This window comes from Deinococcus sp. QL22, assembly GCF_023370075.1.
Classification (GTDB): domain Bacteria; phylum Deinococcota; class Deinococci; order Deinococcales; family Deinococcaceae; genus Deinococcus.
Window position 1 is genome coordinate 400,876 of record NZ_CP097151.1, and the last position, 15,678, is coordinate 416,553.

At 61.6% G+C, this 15,678-nt stretch carries 12 protein-coding genes and 3 pseudogenes; 5 read left to right on the forward strand and 10 right to left on the reverse strand.

What is annotated here, in order from left to right; translation table 11 throughout:
• Positions 1 to 349 precede the first annotated feature (349 nt).
• Genes M1R55_RS21335 through M1R55_RS21345 form a run of 3 tightly spaced genes read left to right on the forward strand, consistent with a single transcriptional unit; the run spans position 350 to position 3,569 of the window.
• Positions 350 to 895 (forward strand): biliverdin-producing heme oxygenase, encoded by a 546-nt coding sequence (locus M1R55_RS21335; RefSeq protein WP_249394975.1) that lies wholly within the window; start codon positions 350 to 352, stop codon positions 893 to 895.
• Complete coding sequence (locus M1R55_RS21340; RefSeq protein WP_249394976.1) at positions 892 to 3,138, forward strand: ATP-binding protein; 2,247 nt, start codon at positions 892 to 894, stop codon at positions 3,136 to 3,138. The genes M1R55_RS21335 and M1R55_RS21340 overlap by 4 nt, the downstream gene beginning before the upstream one ends.
• The gene (locus tag M1R55_RS21345) at positions 3,135 to 3,569 is read left to right on the forward strand and encodes a response regulator (protein WP_249394977.1); all 435 of its coding nucleotides are present in this window, start codon (positions 3,135 to 3,137) and stop codon (positions 3,567 to 3,569) included. The genes M1R55_RS21340 and M1R55_RS21345 overlap by 4 nt, the downstream gene beginning before the upstream one ends.
• A gap of 286 nt (positions 3,570 to 3,855) precedes the next feature.
• Here M1R55_RS21345 and M1R55_RS21350 read toward each other — a convergent pair whose 3' ends face one another.
• Positions 3,856 to 5,241, reverse strand: a complete 1,386-nt coding sequence (locus M1R55_RS21350; RefSeq protein WP_249394978.1) for a serine hydrolase — start codon at positions 5,239 to 5,241, stop codon at positions 3,856 to 3,858.
• Positions 5,242 to 5,577: 336 nt separating this feature from the next.
• Here M1R55_RS21350 and M1R55_RS31825 point away from each other — a divergent pair.
• Positions 5,578 to 5,742, forward strand: a pseudogene (locus M1R55_RS31825) (transposase); the annotation flags it as partial.
• Between the two features lie 20 nt (positions 5,743 to 5,762).
• Here the strand turns inward: M1R55_RS31825 and M1R55_RS21360 are convergent.
• Positions 5,763 to 6,456: pseudogene (locus M1R55_RS21360) on the reverse strand (chemotaxis protein CheB).
• A 316-nt stretch (positions 6,457 to 6,772) separates the two neighbouring features.
• Here M1R55_RS21360 and M1R55_RS21365 point away from each other — a divergent pair.
• Positions 6,773 to 6,997, forward strand: a complete 225-nt coding sequence (locus M1R55_RS21365) for a hypothetical protein (RefSeq protein ID WP_249394979.1) — start codon at positions 6,773 to 6,775, stop codon at positions 6,995 to 6,997.
• 143 nt (positions 6,998 to 7,140) lie between these two features.
• On the opposite strand, the gene M1R55_RS21370 is transcribed toward M1R55_RS21365, so the two are convergent.
• The 8 genes and pseudogenes from M1R55_RS21370 to M1R55_RS21405 form a co-directional block, all read right to left on the reverse strand.
• The gene (locus M1R55_RS21370) at positions 7,141 to 8,187 is read right to left on the reverse strand and encodes an Atu2307/SP_0267 family LLM class monooxygenase (protein ID WP_249394980.1); all 1,047 of its coding nucleotides are present in this window, start codon (positions 8,185 to 8,187) and stop codon (positions 7,141 to 7,143) included.
• A gap of 19 nt (positions 8,188 to 8,206) precedes the next feature.
• Positions 8,207 to 8,536, reverse strand: a complete 330-nt coding sequence (locus M1R55_RS21375) for a recombinase family protein (RefSeq protein WP_249394981.1) — start codon at positions 8,534 to 8,536, stop codon at positions 8,207 to 8,209.
• Positions 8,537 to 8,617: 81 nt separating this feature from the next.
• Positions 8,618 to 8,932 (reverse strand): hypothetical protein, encoded by a 315-nt coding sequence (locus M1R55_RS21380; protein ID WP_371827254.1) that lies wholly within the window; start codon positions 8,930 to 8,932, stop codon positions 8,618 to 8,620.
• 1,048 nt (positions 8,933 to 9,980) lie between these two features.
• A complete protein-coding gene (locus M1R55_RS21385) occupies positions 9,981 to 11,210 on the reverse strand; it encodes a tail fiber domain-containing protein (RefSeq protein WP_249394982.1) in 1,230 nt (409 codons plus the stop codon).
• A 41-nt stretch (positions 11,211 to 11,251) separates the two neighbouring features.
• On the reverse strand, positions 11,252 to 12,328 hold the full coding sequence (locus tag M1R55_RS21390) for a hypothetical protein (RefSeq protein ID WP_249394983.1): 1,077 nt from the start codon (positions 12,326 to 12,328) through the stop codon (positions 11,252 to 11,254).
• 406 nt (positions 12,329 to 12,734) lie between these two features.
• Positions 12,735 to 13,367, reverse strand: a complete 633-nt coding sequence (locus M1R55_RS21395) for a hypothetical protein (protein WP_249394984.1) — start codon at positions 13,365 to 13,367, stop codon at positions 12,735 to 12,737.
• A 41-nt stretch (positions 13,368 to 13,408) separates the two neighbouring features.
• Entirely contained in the window at positions 13,409 to 13,912 is a 504-nt protein-coding gene (locus M1R55_RS21400; protein ID WP_249394985.1) for a hypothetical protein, read from the reverse strand.
• 963 nt (positions 13,913 to 14,875) lie between these two features.
• Positions 14,876 to 15,105 (reverse strand): annotated as a pseudogene (locus M1R55_RS21405) (IS6 family transposase); the annotation flags it as partial.
• Positions 15,106 to 15,678: the final 573 nt, after the last annotated feature.

The following is a 15,678-nucleotide window of genomic DNA, read 5'->3' on the forward strand; positions in this document are numbered from 1 at the left end:
CTGACGCTTCTTTAGTAGCCTGTTAAGGCTTAATGAATTACAAGTCCATTTTTGGCCCACCTCCCCTGGAGGGCAAGCTGAGCTACTGCACACTGGCGACCGCCTGGAGGTTAAGCAGAAAGCCGTTTAGCTTGTTTCGACCTGAGGCAGGAAGGATGCGGGGATGGCAGATGTTTTCTATGCTGCGCCCGGTTTATACCCAGAGCAAAGCCGAGCGGCAAGCGGCGAAGTATCTACCCGAGCTTCATGACCAGAGTCTCCAGCAGCTCACGCCGGTTCTAAGCTCAATAGTTCTGTTTGCCTGCCCGCCAGCACAGGGGCATGCTACGTTCACGGCCGAGTCATGATCATGCTCCAGCTCAGACAGGCGACACTTCAGCACCATCAAGAGGTTGAAGCCTTCATGCCGGTGATGCAGCCTCATCTGCGCCTCGAGACTTATCAGCACCTGCTGGGCCAGCTCTATACGGTGGTTGCTCCCCTGGAAGGCCAACTGCTGGCACTCCCCCTGCCAGAGCAGTTTGAAGTGGGGGCCCGCCAAAAAGCCGGCCTTCTGCGCCGCGATCTCAGCGTGCTCGGTGTGACCTCACTTCCTCTGGGCCTCTCTTTGCCCCCTCTCAGTCTGCCTCAGGCCCTGGGAGCCCTGTACGTGCTGGAAGGGGCCACACTCGGCGGCCAGATGATTGAGCGGCATCTGCACGCCTGTTTAGGTCTCACGGCAGCCCGTGGCAGTGCCTATTTCACTGCATATGGGCCAGCCACCGGGCAGATGTGGCGGCGATTTGGGGCGGCCATGGCCTGTAGCGTGTTGCCCGAGGATGAGCCTGCTGTGATTGCGGGCGCGCAGACCACCTTCGCCGCTTTTCGGAGCGCCCTGGCACCGTGTCCAGTGTGACCACCGATGCTGGCCTCCTGCTTCCCACCTCCTTAGGGGGGCCAGTGATCACCTCAGACAACTGCGCGCGCGAACCCATTCAGATTCCAGGGAGCATCCAGCCCCACGGCGCGCTGTTGACGGTGGACGCCCGGACGCTTGAGATTTTGCAGGTCAGCGCCAACAGTGAAGCGTTTTTAGGCGCTCCTCCTGCGGCGCTCCGAGGAACTCTGGTGGGAGCGCTGTTGCCGGACAGCGTTCTTGCACCCCTGTTCACTGCCCTCCCCGAAGGCTCGCCTGATCACTTGCAGTACCGTACCCTGTTGCCCCTGCTCGGGACTCACACCGCCCTGACCGCCCACCGGGTTGCGGACTTGTTGGTGTTGGAATTCGAGGCCAGTCAGGGCCATGACCCCACCGGATCACAGGAGCTGCGAAACGCGGTCTTCGCGCTGGAGAGTGCGCCCTCGCTGGCCCGCCTGACCCAGGTCGCGGCAGAGTCAGTGCGCCAACTGACGGGCTTTGACCGAGTGATGGTGTACCGCTTTGCGGAGGACGCCAGTGGTGAGGTGGTGGCTGAGGCCCGCCGAGTCACCCTGCCCGCCTTCTTGGGGCACCGTTTTCCAGAATCGGATATTCCCTCGCAGGCCCGGGCACTCTACGTGCGCCATCTGCTGCGTCTGACCGCAGATACCGAAGCGGAGTCCAGTCCACTGGAACCCCGTCTCAATCCCCAAACGGGCCAGCCGACACCCCTGGGCGGCGCGGTGCTGCGCGTCACCTCTCCCATGCATCTCCAGTACCTGCGCAACATGGGTGTGACCTCCAGCCTGTCGGTCTCGATTGTGGTAGACGGACAGCTCTGGGGACTGATGGCCTGCCATCACGAAACCGCGCTGGTGGTGCCGCCGGACACACGTACCGCGCTGGAATATTTGGGCCGTCTGCTCAACCTTCAGGTGCAGCTGAAGGCCCGCGCCGATACTGACGCGTTTCGGGCCAGGGTGCAGCAGCAGCACGCCCATATCCTGGAGGCCACCGCGCACTCGGTAGCGCCGCTGGAGACCTTCGCCGATGAGCGCCTGGATCTGGAAGGCCTCATGCGGGCCACCGGGGTGATCATGTTTTTCGAGGGGCGCTGGCAAGCCCGGGGACGCACCCCTACGCCCGGTCAGGTGGAGGCCTTGCTCGCCTGGCTGCGCACTCAGGAGGGCACGATCTTTCAAACGGACTCGCTGCTGACCCACTGGCCGCCCGCCGCAGACTGCACAGCCGTAGCCAGCGGCCTGCTGGCCATCAGTGTGGGGCGTGGCTGGGCAGAGGGCATCATCTGGCTTCGCCCGGCCATCTCAGTCCCAATAGTGTGGGGCGGCGCTACACCGGAACAGGCCAAAGATGGCTTGGGGCCGCGCCGCTCGTTTGAGACGTATATACAGACAGTGCAGGGGCGGGCCGAAGCTTGGCACGCTGGAGAGCGGCAAGAAGCGCACGACCTGCAGGTGGCGTTGACCACCGCCCTGGGTGCCCGCCTAAGTGTGGTGCGTGGGCTGAATGCGGCACTAGAACGCTCCAACGCAGAGTGGCGGCAATACGCATTTGTCATTGCGCACGACATGCAAGAACCGGTGCGCCTGATCTCGCAATTCGTGGAATTGTTCCACCTGCGGTACCACGGTCAAGTCGACGCCCACGCCGAACAAATCTTTCACTTCCTGATAACCGAAACGGCACGCCTGCGGAGTCTGACCCACGATTTGCACCGCTACACGGCACTGCTCTCGGCACCGCCTCTCATCCGCAAAGATGTGGAGCTTGGACAGGTCGTCCAGAGCGTGCTGGGCACTTTGGCTCCCCAGATTCTAATGAGCGGCGCACAGATGAGCGTGGCCGAGCCCCTCCCCGTGTTGTTCGCCGATCCCGTCACGCTCCGTGACCTGTTGCAGCAACTGGTACACAACGCCCTTGTCTTTGGAGGGCCAAACCCTCAAGTGCGGATTGAAGCAGTGCGCGTGCTCCAGGCTTGGGAGATCACGGTACGCGATCAGGGAGTGGGCATTGCCCCGGAATATCAGGAGAAGATCTTTGGGCTGTTCCAACGTTTAGGCCGCCGAGAAGACTCGCCGGGCAACGGCATTGGGTTGGCCTTGGGCCGTAAGATCGCCGAGCACCACGGCGGAACGCTGCGGCTGACGTCTACGCTTGGCCTAGGCAGCATCCTGACCTTCCATCTCCCCGATGTCCCTGTCTTGCAGGAGCGGTCATGAAGGCGGATCCTGTGCGGCTGATGCTGGTAGAGGACAATCCGGCTGACGTGTTTTTGATTCAGACTGCACTGGAACTCTCAGACGTGGCGATTCAGTTGTCAGTGGCGTGGAACGGCCAGGACGCCTTAGAGCAGCTTTGGAAGTTGCCTGAGGAACAGCAACCGAACCTGATCTTGTTGGATCTGAATATGCCGCGGATGAACGGCTTTGAACTGTTGGCAGCGGTGCGGGCCGATCCGGCGCTCGCGCACCTGGCGGTGGTGATGCTGACCACCTCGAATGCCGCCGCCGATGTTGAACGGGCCTACGCTTTACAGGTCAACTCCTACATCAGCAAACCAGCCAATTTAGAGGAATTTTTGCAGTTGATTGAGTTGCTCAAAGTCTACTGGTTCAAAGCGGTCAGCCTTCCCGTGACTTACGTTCCCTGACAGTGGCGGAGCGCAGACCGCCTGCCGTTGTTTGCCTGTTCAGGTGGAGGGTTCTGGCAAGCTAATCAGCGAAGGGACAAGTCGGGCGTCTCAGATGATGCTCAGCGGAAATCGGTGGCGGTCGGGCTCGGTGTCAGACACAGACGATCAGCCCACCGCGATTGGCAGACCAGAACCTTGGGAGGACAGTTGACCATGGATGCTGCGTCCGTCAAATTGCGCCTCCTATGTCTAGCGATTTATTCCCCCATCGCGACCTACACAACCGGTTCATTCACCTGACGGCTCAGGACAGTGAATCGAGGCCCACTCGCTGCCGGTAGGCCGCAATGGGCCAGGCCCGCCCACCGCCCTGGCGCACCCACTCGATGTCGCCTCCCGCTGTACGCCGAACCTGAAACGGCTCACCGACCGCACCAAAACCAGCCTCCGGTTTGGGTCTCAGGGTGTTGCCGTCTACCACAGTCAATTCCGTGACACTCAGCGCTGGGTCGCCCTGTGGGATCAGGGACACCAGGCGGCCTCCCAGATTGACCAGGTCGAACACGCCCCAGTCGGTGGCAAAGCGGCCGGTATAGGTGTCCAGATTGAGGCCCGGCGCGTCGGTGGTCTTCTTCTCGGGTACCTTCATCGCCAGATCGATCAGCTTGATGAGATTCGTCGCCCATTCGGTTGCGGGGCCGCCCAGGCAGTTGGTGAGGACGGACACCGCCAGCCCCAATTCCGGATCGAGCCACGACTGCGTGATGTGCCCAGGAAAGCCGCCCGAATGACCGACGACCGTGCGGTTCCCAATCTTCTCCACGATGAAGCCCAGCCCGTACCAACGCCTGACCGGTCGACTGATCTCGGATTCCTGGCGTTGCATCAGGCGCTTGGACGCGTCCGTGAGCAGTTCGGCACGTCCCAAAGCGTGCGCGCCCAGGTAAGCCGTGACATCTTCAGCCGTGCCGTAAAACCCTGTGGCAGCCGCCATCGCCCGCGTGTTCGAAGACGGCAGAACCCGCCGGGTATCGTTGCCTGCCAGCCGCCCGCTGTGCCCGGCCGCCAACTCGGACTCGCGAGCTTGCGGCAGTTCCGGCCCCAGGTTGCTCAGCGCGAGCGGCCCGGTCATGTGGGCCGCGACATAGTCCTCATAGGTTTGGCCGCTGGCTGCCTCAATGATCAGCCCCAGCAGTGAGTAGCCCATGTTCGAGTACTTGAAGAACTGATCCGGTGGGAACACGGCCTCGGCCCGGCACAGTGCGATCAGAGCGTCGCGGCCCGGGAAATCGTGGAGCTGCTGCCAGTAGTCGCTGTCGGCCCCATCGCGGTTGATGCCGGACTGGTGCCCCAGCAGGGCCCGCACCGTCAGCCCCGCTGCGGGCGATCCGGCCAGTTCGGGCAGCCAGCGGCCCGCCAGATCGTCCAGACGCAGCCTTCCGGTCTCGGCCAGTTGGAACAGAGCGGTGGCGGTGAAGGTCTTGGAGTGTGAGGCGATCCGGAAGAGGTGGCGTGGGGTGAGCGGCTGCCCGGTGGCCTCACTCGCCACGCCCAGAGCAAACGAAGCCGCCAACTCACCGTTCACCCGAACCGCCACCTGTACGCCCGGCACCCGCGCCAGATCCCGCTGGTATTCCAGCCAGGACTGCAGGTAGGGGGCCAGGCGGCGTACGGTGTCGGCAAGGGGCATGAAGACAGGGTAGCGCCTGGAATACCAGCCGGTGATGCAGGCCGGTGTCCGGGAGTGATGCGTGGTTTGGCAGACTTCAACAGGAGGATGAGGCCTTACTTTCAGCAGGGAGTCTGTTGCCGCTTGGCCCTCAGACGGATGCCCGTGAAAAGCGCCAGAATCAGCGCGGCGATCAGGAGCAAAAGCCTCACTGTCAGGCTGTCTTGGGCGCTGTCCTCCCCCTGGCATGTGCCACGACTGCGCATAGGGTTTCTGTTCCTCGGCAAATCCCGGTAATGCTCCAGCAATGACTTCCAGACCCTGTTGAAGCGAGGGACGAGCACACTGGAGAGCATCATGGGGAAACAACGGAAAACCTGGACGACCGACGTCAAAGAAGCCATGGTCTTGAGCGTTTTGCGCGGAGAACTGGGCGTGGCAGAAGCCGCCCGACAGCATGATGTCAATGAAAGCCTGATCCACAGTTGGAAAGCCCAGTTCCTGGAGGCGGGCCGTGCTCGCCTCGACGGAGATCGTCCAGATCAGGGCGTGAGTCTGTTGGAGTCATCGGCGAAGGCTCGCAACGCCGCTTGGAGAATTTCTTGGAGCATTACCAGTAGGGCGGCCAGGCCAGCGCCCGTTACGGTGTGTTCCACTTTCACCTGGGTGGCGGCACTCAGGGGCATCGAACCGTATTCCGCATCCTCTTGGGCCTGCACGATGGCCGTGCCCCCAAACCGCCCAATCGTCCAGAAGCCCGGTGTGCCGTCATCCAGCAGCCCCGACAGCACCACACCGATCACGTTTGGCTCCTCGCTGTAAGCCGCCGACCGAAACAGCGTATCGATGGCAGGGCGCATCCGGTTTTCTTTGGGGCCCTGGGTCACGCTGAACTGCCCGTTCTCGACCAGCAGATGAGGGTCAGGAGAGGCGCAGTAGATGTGGCCCGGCAAGATCGCTTCACCGTCTACCGGATGCGAGGCGGGCCGCCCGGTTCAGAATCTCGGCGAGGTGGCTGGGCATGGAGGCTGGGATGTGCGTGACAATGCAGATGGCGGCGGGAAAATCAGCAGGCAAACCTGCGGCCAAGAGAAGCAGGGGGGGCCAGGCCACCGGCAGAAGGAGCCGATAATCACCAGGGGGTGCAGGGGCGTAGGGTATTGTCTCGTGGCTCCAGGTGCTGAGCGGGTGCGCCGCTCTGGAGTACAGGACGGCGCAGCGTTCATCTGGGCCCACTTTGAATGGCGCAGGCCAAACGCCCCTCCATCCCGGCGCTCCTGATCGTGCCCCCTTTCAGTGGAAAAGACTGCAGGCGAGAGGAAGCAGAAGAACCCGTCCGTCTTGGGGGCTACTGGATGTCGCGGCGGCTTCCAGAATTCACTTGAGGAAAAAGCCTTTCCTTTCGCGTGACCCTGGGAAGGCTCCACCGGGCTGGCGCATCTACCGCTCGTTTTACCTTTTAGCGCAGGCCTGTGCTTATCCTCACTTCGGCCTGTCCACCCCTGGTCTGCCTTCTTAAGATTGACCCTGCAGAGGAATTTGTTAATTCCCTATGTACATTCCTAAAGCCGTTCAGGACTATGCCGAGCGGGGGTTGAAGCGGCGCAAAGAACACGGTTCCGGCGGCACCAAAGTCGGCGAAACGGTCGCCAAACTGCTGGCCGCAGGCGGCACCGTTACGGCCCGCAAAGCACGGCACATGGCCCGCTACTTTCCACGTCATGCCCACGGCAACTTAAATCAGACCAGCAGGCCCTCACGCGGCTGCATTGCTTGACTCCTGTGAGGAGACCGTATCGGTGGCAGGTCATGGCCCAACTCGTCACCACAGTTCAAGGGAGGGCAGCGCTTCGTCAAGCCGCTCACGGCTGAGCGAGGCTTGGTGCTGTGCGCCCCACTGAGCGAACCCAGCGTTTCACCTCAGCGTCCGAGCTGCGCCAACCGCTCGCGAACACGGGGCGCCACCTCGCCTCCAAGCAGGTCGATGGCCCGCAGCATACGGTCATGCGCCAGCGCCACATTCGTCATCTGAAAAGTCAGGCGCGACACTCCTCCCAACACCTCGTGCACATGCACGGCTTTGTCGACTACCTCCTGCACGCTCCCGATCAGGTACGCCCCAGACGGGCCACACTCGGCCTCGAACTGGGCGCGTGAGGCCGGCGGCCAGCCGCGCTCACGGCCAATCGTGTCGACCATGCGTGCGTAGCCCGGGTAAAACGCGGCGCGGGCCGCCTGTGACGTCTGCGCCACGAAACCGAACGCGTGCACGCTCACCCGCAGCGCCTCTTCGGGGTGTCCCGCCGCCGCACCCGCACGGCGGTACAAGTCCACCAGAGGCCGGAACCGCCGGAACTCACCGCCAATGATGGCCACCATCAGCGGCAGACCGAGCGTTCCCGCACGAATGAACGACGCGGGCGTGCCGCCGACCCCGACCCAGATGGGCAGCCGCTCCTGGTGCGGGCGTGGATACACGCCCTGTCCGGTCAGCGGCGCGCGGAATCGCCCCTGCCACCGCACGTGCGTCTGATCGCGCAGTTGCAGGAGCAGGTCAAGCTTTTCGGCAAACAGCGCGTCGTAGTCTTCCAGGTGCAGGCCGAACAGCGGGTAAGCTTCCACAAACGAACCTCGTCCCACCACGATCTCCGCGCGGCCACGGGACAGCAGGTCGAGGGTGGCGTACTGCTGGAACACCCGCACCGGATCGTCGGCGCTGAGGACGGTCACGGCGCTGTTGAGACGAATGCGTGTGGTGCGGGCAGCGGCGGCGGCGAGGATGATGGCGGGCGCGGCATCGAGATATTCGCGGCGGTGGTGTTCACCGACCCCAAAGGAATCGAGGCCCGCCTCGTCGGCACGTTCAATTTCTTCGATCAGATGGTTGAGGCGGTCGGCACCCGGGAGCGTGATTCCGGTGTCCGGGTCAGTGATGGTGGCGGCGAAACTATCGATGCCTATCTGCATGCGGGTCTCCTTGGGCGGTTCACGGTGGGGGAGACCGTGTGGCCGACCCCCGCACCAGAACGAGTTCGTCTTCAAAGCTCAGGACATTCAGGCTGGCGTGACGCTCTTCCAGGCGCCGCAAGACGATTTTGAGGTGCAGTGGATTGCTGCTCAGCCGGTCTAGATCCTCAACCACCAACACGTCGCCGGAGCGTAAGAGGTCGATGGTGCGGTGCAGAACCGGTCGGCTGAGGTGATCCCCGCCGCTGATTTCCACAAAGAGAGCCTGGCAGCCTGCGGCGATCAGCCGGGCGGCTTGGGGGAAGGGTGAATCGAGGACATGGCCGGAGCGAACATAACCTATCAACATGGCATCTCCCTCATGAGCAACAAGGGCACAGGGAGGACGAAAGCCTCTGCCCCCTGCGAACCATTCTAGAGACGGATCTCCTCAGCAGCGGAAAGGTATAGCCGTGCTTGGAACATCGCGAGTCCGCTTACAACTGGTCAGAAGGCAGAGCGGATCGTGCAATAGGGCAGTTCCCGCCGCAACCGTGCCGTGAAGCGCTCCACCGCTTACTCCCTCAACCCCCAGTGGTGGCGCAGATTGATCTCCCCTATACAGCAACCCCACTGCTTTGGGATGCCAGCCGAGATCGACCTCATGCAGGCCCGCGTTGTGGGTCAGGAGAGTCGCTTTCGCCACCAGCTGAGCTTTGGCCTGCGGCGAGAAATTCAGCTGCACCTCGTACGGGTAACAACCCATTTCGCCGGGAACGTCCGTTGAGGAGGAATTGCCGTCTGGACCAAATTAAGCCCTTTGCACACACTGCGAACTCTCCCCTCTGAACTACTCCGCAATCCCGCCCAAATCAACGCGCCAATCAGCTGAAGTCCGTGATCAGTCCCTGAATCTCCCAACAGTGTCGGTTGCATGGCACCGCCCCCTTGCTGAGCGCGGGTTCCCTCCTGACCGCTGACCACGCCTCTTTACCGCCGATATTAGGTGTTGACGAAAGCTATCCCTTAGACTTCTCTAATGAAGTCTGAAACGACTCCTGCGCCTACGGATCAGTCACCAGCGCCGCACGCCCCGTACACTCCACCCCATATTCAGGATTTAGGACGCTGGGAGGTCATCACCCTACAGAAGAGTGTCGTCGTCAACGGCCTTGGCCTTTTTAACCCCTCCCACGACCAGAACTACTCAAGCGCCCTGCAGCCGCATGGGTTGTGTTGCCTGAGCCGGTTCGGGTGGGCTGACCGTCCGTGACCGACGCCAAAGCCTAGTGCCACCGTTTCCCGATGACAATGATCCGACATGCGATCTGGCTGAACCAGCACGTCCCGCTTAGCGTCTCAGATGTCCAAGACCTGTTGTACGGCGCGGCCTACAGGTCAGCCGTGAAACGCTCCGAGAATGGCGTATCAAGTTCGTGACCCTCTTCACCGAAAAGGTTCGCCACCGGGAACCCTGCCCCTATTCCCGTTGGCATCAGGCACGGGTTCTGGAGATCAGTGGACGAACACGGCTTCGTGCTTTGCGGTGCCGCGTCTGTACATCAGGTATGGGTCGCTTGTTTTTTATTTTCTCTTCTGGTTGGCCAGAAACGCTGGTCTGGGAGCAATGCTAGAAGTCAGGGCCTGGGCGTGCATGCCCAACAACACTGGAGCGGTTTGAGGCAAGTTTGTACTGAACTGAGTCATGGATTGCTCGGTTCAGTACAAACTTGCCGCACTTTTGGGCCCTGGCACCAGTACAAAGGTGCGAATTCAGAAGGCTGTCCAGAGTATTGCGGTCAATGTCAGCCGCTTCAGTTCGCCTGCAGTTGATCCAGCCGCTTGAGAATCTCTGCCTGCTGCGCCTTCAGCGTGGCGACTTCTTTCTTCAACTGCTCGGTTTCTGCCGTCTTCTCATCCAATTTCTGATTCAGGCCCTGAATGGCCGCCAGTGCCACGCCACCTTCATCCAGAACGCCTATGGACGTGTCCCCTGTTCCCAGGCCGAAGGCGGCCTTAAAGTCTTGTGACATCGGCCCCAGGTGCCGGACGCCGGTGGTTTCCTCTTTGTACTTCCAGGTGGTGATGGGCAGCCCGGCCACCTTGTTCAGGATGGCCACGGGATCCACGGCCTTGAAGTCCTGCTTCTCGTCCCGGCTGCTCGTACAGTTGAGACTGGCACCACCAGCAGCGATATCGCAGCCAGTGCTCAGCGTGGCATTCGTCCGGAAGCGGAAGCCCCCTCTCGCGCGGGCCACAAACTGATTGGTGCCGGTGCTCCTGACAAAGTCGGTGGTGCTGGCATCGCCCCACACGAACGACCCCGTATAACCGTCTACGTCTGCCCTTTGGCCCAGCGCCAGGCCGTAGTCCGCATCGGCCGTGTTGCGGTACCCGATGGCAGTTGCCCCCTGACCGTCCACCACATTGAAGTACCCAATGGAGGTGCAGACGAACCCGGCGCAGCTGTTCTGCGAGCCAGCCGAGAAGCCGAAGTTGCCGTCCACCGTGTTGTTGGCGCCGAACCCGGTAGCGCTGGCACCCGTGACCGTGACCTGATCTCCGAAGGCAAAGGAGGCATAGTCGTTGGCAATCGTGCGGTTGCCGCCCGCCCAGGAATAAAAGCCGATGTTACCTTCGTTGAATTCACCCGCAGCTGAAGCCTGACCCGCACGGAACGCGCCCTTGTAGGGGTGCCACATCATACGCAGACCTTCTCCACTGGCGGGAATCTGACCGTACCCTATGACTCCGCCAGCCACGACGCCACCCCCCCGCTGCACCCGGAACGCCGTGATCGGAATGGGTGGTGTGCTTGTTTCGATAGAAGGATGCGTGAGGGAGTTGCCGTTGCTCCCCGGATCACTCACACCGAGTTTGCCGTTCATGGCGTCAATCATGGCCTGAAAGTTCGCCGTGAGTTCTGAAGCTCTGGCCGGTGCGCCAGAGACGAATGGGTAGGGCAGGCTCAGGGTCTGGGCCAGAGCGGCCGTACTTCCCAGAGCAACGAGTCCAATAACAACGTTCAGGTGGGGACGTTTCATAACAACCTCAAGGACAGCTCTATAGAGATGGCGGACGCGCGTTACTGCCAGTGGAATTCGTCTAACAAGCTGACGTCGTACAGACTCTTGCAGCGGTTCGAGGTCGTCTCGTATCCCAGAAAGACGGACGGGGCATCCACCGGCCCAGCCACACGCCAGCCACACTGGTAGGTGATGGTGGTGGCGCCACTTCCATACGTGCTGTCGCCGAAGGTCACGACCTGACTTGCACCCAGGGCCAGCGCACGGGTGGTGACGGCCGCGTTGTCCTGCTGCTCATCGAGGCTCTGCGTGACGCGGGTTTCACTGTCGAGTACCACCTCAAACAGCATGCTGAAGGTGTAGGGCTCCTCCCGGTTCTCTACCGGCTTCGGGAAGCGCAGCGCCACAGTGACCTGACCGTCGTACTGATCCGGCGCCGGATTGGCACTCAGTGTCCGCGAACCAGCCACGCAGTTCGTCACGCACTGCACCACAAAACCGTACGGCAGCAGGTTCAAATCAGGATGGGTCAGGGTCGTCTGCAGGTCGGCGACTTCTGTTTCCGGCAGGATCTGAAAGTCCATCTGGCTGGCGTTAATCACGACTTTCGAGCCCTGCAGGCTGCGGCCATGAAGGGGCATCACGCTCTGTGCGAGCGCCGCCGGGTCTGCCAGCGGGCTGCCGTCAAAGCGTTTCATGTCTCGCACAGCCGTGCCGCTGTAGGTTGGGTGACCCGAAGCGGCGCCCCCGGCCACAGCGAGCAAGGTGATGTTCTGCTGCGCCGTGCTGTAGGGCGTGCCGTCCAACTGGGCATTTCGGATGTTGAACGTGGCCCAGAGGTGGCGTGTCCCTCGGCCCAAGCCCACCGGCGTGGGAACGTCGAAGCTGCCGTTGACGGCGGGCTTCATCTGAAGGCCCGCGGTGCGGTCTGTCAGGGCTTGACCCTCCAGGCCCGGGGGCAGCGCCCGTACCGCAACACTCTGCGGCTGTGCGGTACCAACGCCGACGAAGGTAATTTCGACCAGGCCCAGGGATCTGGGGCCAGCAGGACGGGTGGGGCCAGGAACCGGTTCAGGCAACGGGGCGGGTGTGGGGGCGGTGCAGCCCACCAGCACGGCGCAGAGCGACCACAGCATCCAGGGCAATCTCACGCGAACCGTCGGCTCGAGCGGGAAAAGAAGGGAATGTAGGGTACGGCAGAGCGCCTCTCGGGGCAATTCGGCATTGATGAGCCTCCTGAGAAAAGTATAAAGGCTGGAATGTCAAGAAACTGCACGCGCTGAGGATATCAATCGCTGACGGCGCCTTCTAAGCTCATGATTGGTTAATATCAAATGTTGATTCGGTTAAGTTTTACATACCAGGAGGGTTGTGTTGCTTTAACCGAGTCAGGGGAGACTGACCCGCCGTAACCGGCGCCAAACCCCACCGCCACCACGATCATCCAGCACACCCAGACGGCTGTACCACCGTTCTCCCTGAGCTCTGGGCGAGCGGCTCAACCTGCTCGGATTGTTTCTGATGTTCCCTAGTGCAGTCACTCTAATGATTCTGGTGGCCGGAGAACTGGGGATGCAGATTCAAGTTTGCCCGGAGGATGACTACTGCAGCGGATTGCATGGGCAGGCTTACAGGCCGTATCAACGGAGGTGTGACCTTAACTGGCCCCAAAGCAGACAGAGGGTGGGGTGGCCTGAATCTCAGATCACCCCCGCTGCGACCGCCGACCATGTCTAAAACGCTGGTCTCTGATGGTTTCTTCTGGTCAAGGCGGAAACGCTGGTACGGGAATGATGAAGAGGCTTCAGGGTTCAGGCCTGCAGATTCAGCAACTCCTGCGCTCGTTTCCGCCGTTTGAACCCCTGTTGTTGCCGTCTGTGCCGTAGCCGTTGGGTTGGGCTGTGGTGTTGCTGGCACGGGATCGGCAACGACCAGAGCAGTGGCGTTGGCGGTACCGCTGTTCAGGTAACTCACCCGGTATTCCAGCACGTCCCCAGGTTTGCCCAGGCCGCTCAAGCTCCAGACTGCCGATCCGGGGCAGATCGCTGCAGGTAGGATCAGCCCACAGCTGCGCACCTCTTTGGTCAGGATCAGATTGATCACCCGGGTCGTGGCGGCGGCTGCATTGTTACTGCCGTTCAACTCTGGCAGCGTGTTCGGAACAGTGATGGTCACGCCGTTGACGATGGTGCCCGTGCCCCCAGTGCCGGTCACGGTCAGCAGCAGGGAAGGTCAGGGTACTGATTGATGGTCAAGCTCGCTGGGCAGGCCGCACCTCCAGTCGCCGTGCAGGTGATGCCCATGGGTGTGAAGTTAGCCACCGACGGATCACGCAGCGTGGCCCCATTCGCGCCCCGCAGACCTGCGTTGGTGACGGTGAGCGTGTAGGAGATAGACCGGCCCGCCGACGCGAACTGCGGGCCGGTTTTGGTGATGACCAGATCGGTGCTGATGCCCGTGGTTGCCGGGGGAGTGTTCAGGCCGCCGGACGGGCCGCCGCTGTAGGTGGCGGTAGCGGTGTTGCTCACGCCCGCCGCCCCGTCTGGATACGGCGTGTAGACTCTGACCTGAAAGGTGACGGTGACGGCTGTGCCCGCACCCACCGTGATCACACTGGGAAAGCTGCCGGCACTGCCGATGGGGGCACCGGCGGCGTACGGCATGGTGCTGCCCGTAGCGTCGGGGATTGCCACGCCATTGGTGGTGGTGCTGCCCGCCACGTACGTGGTGTTGGGAATCAGGCTCAGGCTGAAGCTGAAGTGGCTCGGTGCTTCTTCAGCCTGAGCAAACGGTCAGTCAGGCAACTGGTTCAGGAGAATATTCACGCTCCTGGCCCCCGCCGAACAGGGGGTAGTAAAGGCAGGGGGACGGCCTCGCAGGGGTCTTCTCGTGGCTCCTGTGGCGCCACCGGTTTTTCACTGTGCCAGACACCTCTTTTGGGAAGAGATTTATAGCTTTGACCGATCAGGTGAGCGTATTCTGTTCTGAACGTAATGACGAGCTGAGTCCAGATCAGGATTTTTCTACCGACCGCACGAGTAGGGGAGCCTGTTTCGATTTTTCGTACTAACTACGATTAGTGCGAAAAATGAGTCACTCAAATCCACTGTCACGTTCCTCTCCCTCCGCCTTTCACTTTCAGGCGCAGACTCTTCGCTGTGAGGCTCACGACGTGAGCCTTGGCACACCAGCAGGGAACGCCCCTGAGCCGCGTGCCTTGAGGGAAAAACAGATCACGCCGCGGGTCAAGCCCGAACGGCTTGTTTCTTGGTGGGTCTTCCTCAACTCTCATGGCACAACGGGACTGAACGGATGTTGGGGGAACCTCACCAACAACACGCCCCCGCTGAACAGGCGAACCAGAGGCGGTGGTGGAGTCTGTCTGGTGCCGAAACTGACTCGTCGTTTGTCGTGCCAGCCGTGGCGATGTGCAGGAGCCATTCCCGGCCTAAACGACTGAACTTACATCACGATGAAGTATCGCCGACTCACCCCAGCTGACTGTTAATAAAGAGGGGGAAACTCTGGATACCCATAGCGGCTCGCTTCAAGCGTTAACCAACTTTTTCGCGTCCAACATGAGCTTCACTGAAGGTTCAAAGGCTCATCCTCTTTGCCCTGTATTTCCTTGCGCACGACTGTGATAACCCTTTGATCTCTTGAAAGGGTTGTGTTGCCTTCGGGTGCCACCGGGAACCCCGACGGGGTTCCCGGTGGCACAGTTCCTCAGTGAAGGGGGCGCTGAATGGGATACACCATTCGCGGAGGGTCTCGTGGCTGACCTATTGGGCCGCGCTGGTGCAGTCATTCTTGGACATCCCGGCCACTCAGGGGAAAGTGGCGGTACAGCCAGATGGCGTGCTGGATGATGGTCACGGGGAAACGGTGGCCGCAGCGGTTTCGGGTCGGTCACGGCGGGTCAGCTGACAGTTGAGGCTGGGAGTGCTGATGAAGCCCCGGACAAGTGAGGTGTTGTCAGGTTCCTGTCACAGGATCAGGCGCACGCTGGCGTATGCCCAAAGCAGACAAGCCGACACCTCCGCCACCAGCCCCTAAACCAGACTCGGCAGGCGGTGCAGCCGGGTAATCCAGAGAGCACCAGGCCTGGCCCTCCCCTGTGCTGATGCGTGGGCGAGGGGTTTTTGGGTTTTCCCTCACCGGCTGGATCGTTCGCGTGTCCCGGCTTCTGGCGTTTCACCGACCCGGTGACCAAGCACGCGCACCCGACCAGGAATCCCAGTGGGAGCGTCACTAAGCCGAACCAGCCCATCATGGCCAGGGTATTGAGCTGCAGCGCAGGTGTCCCACCCTAGGATCAGGCAGGCTTGAACGCCTGCGCTGCTGAGCAGGCAACCGGGGGCGCTGACGGCGAGTCATGCGCTCCTCTTCTGCGCTCAGGCGTGGGCAGGCGCTTGGGTCGTCAACCAAATCCACGGGCGCAGTATCCATTTCGGAGGGGCGGACGAACACTGGTCAGTTACAGCCC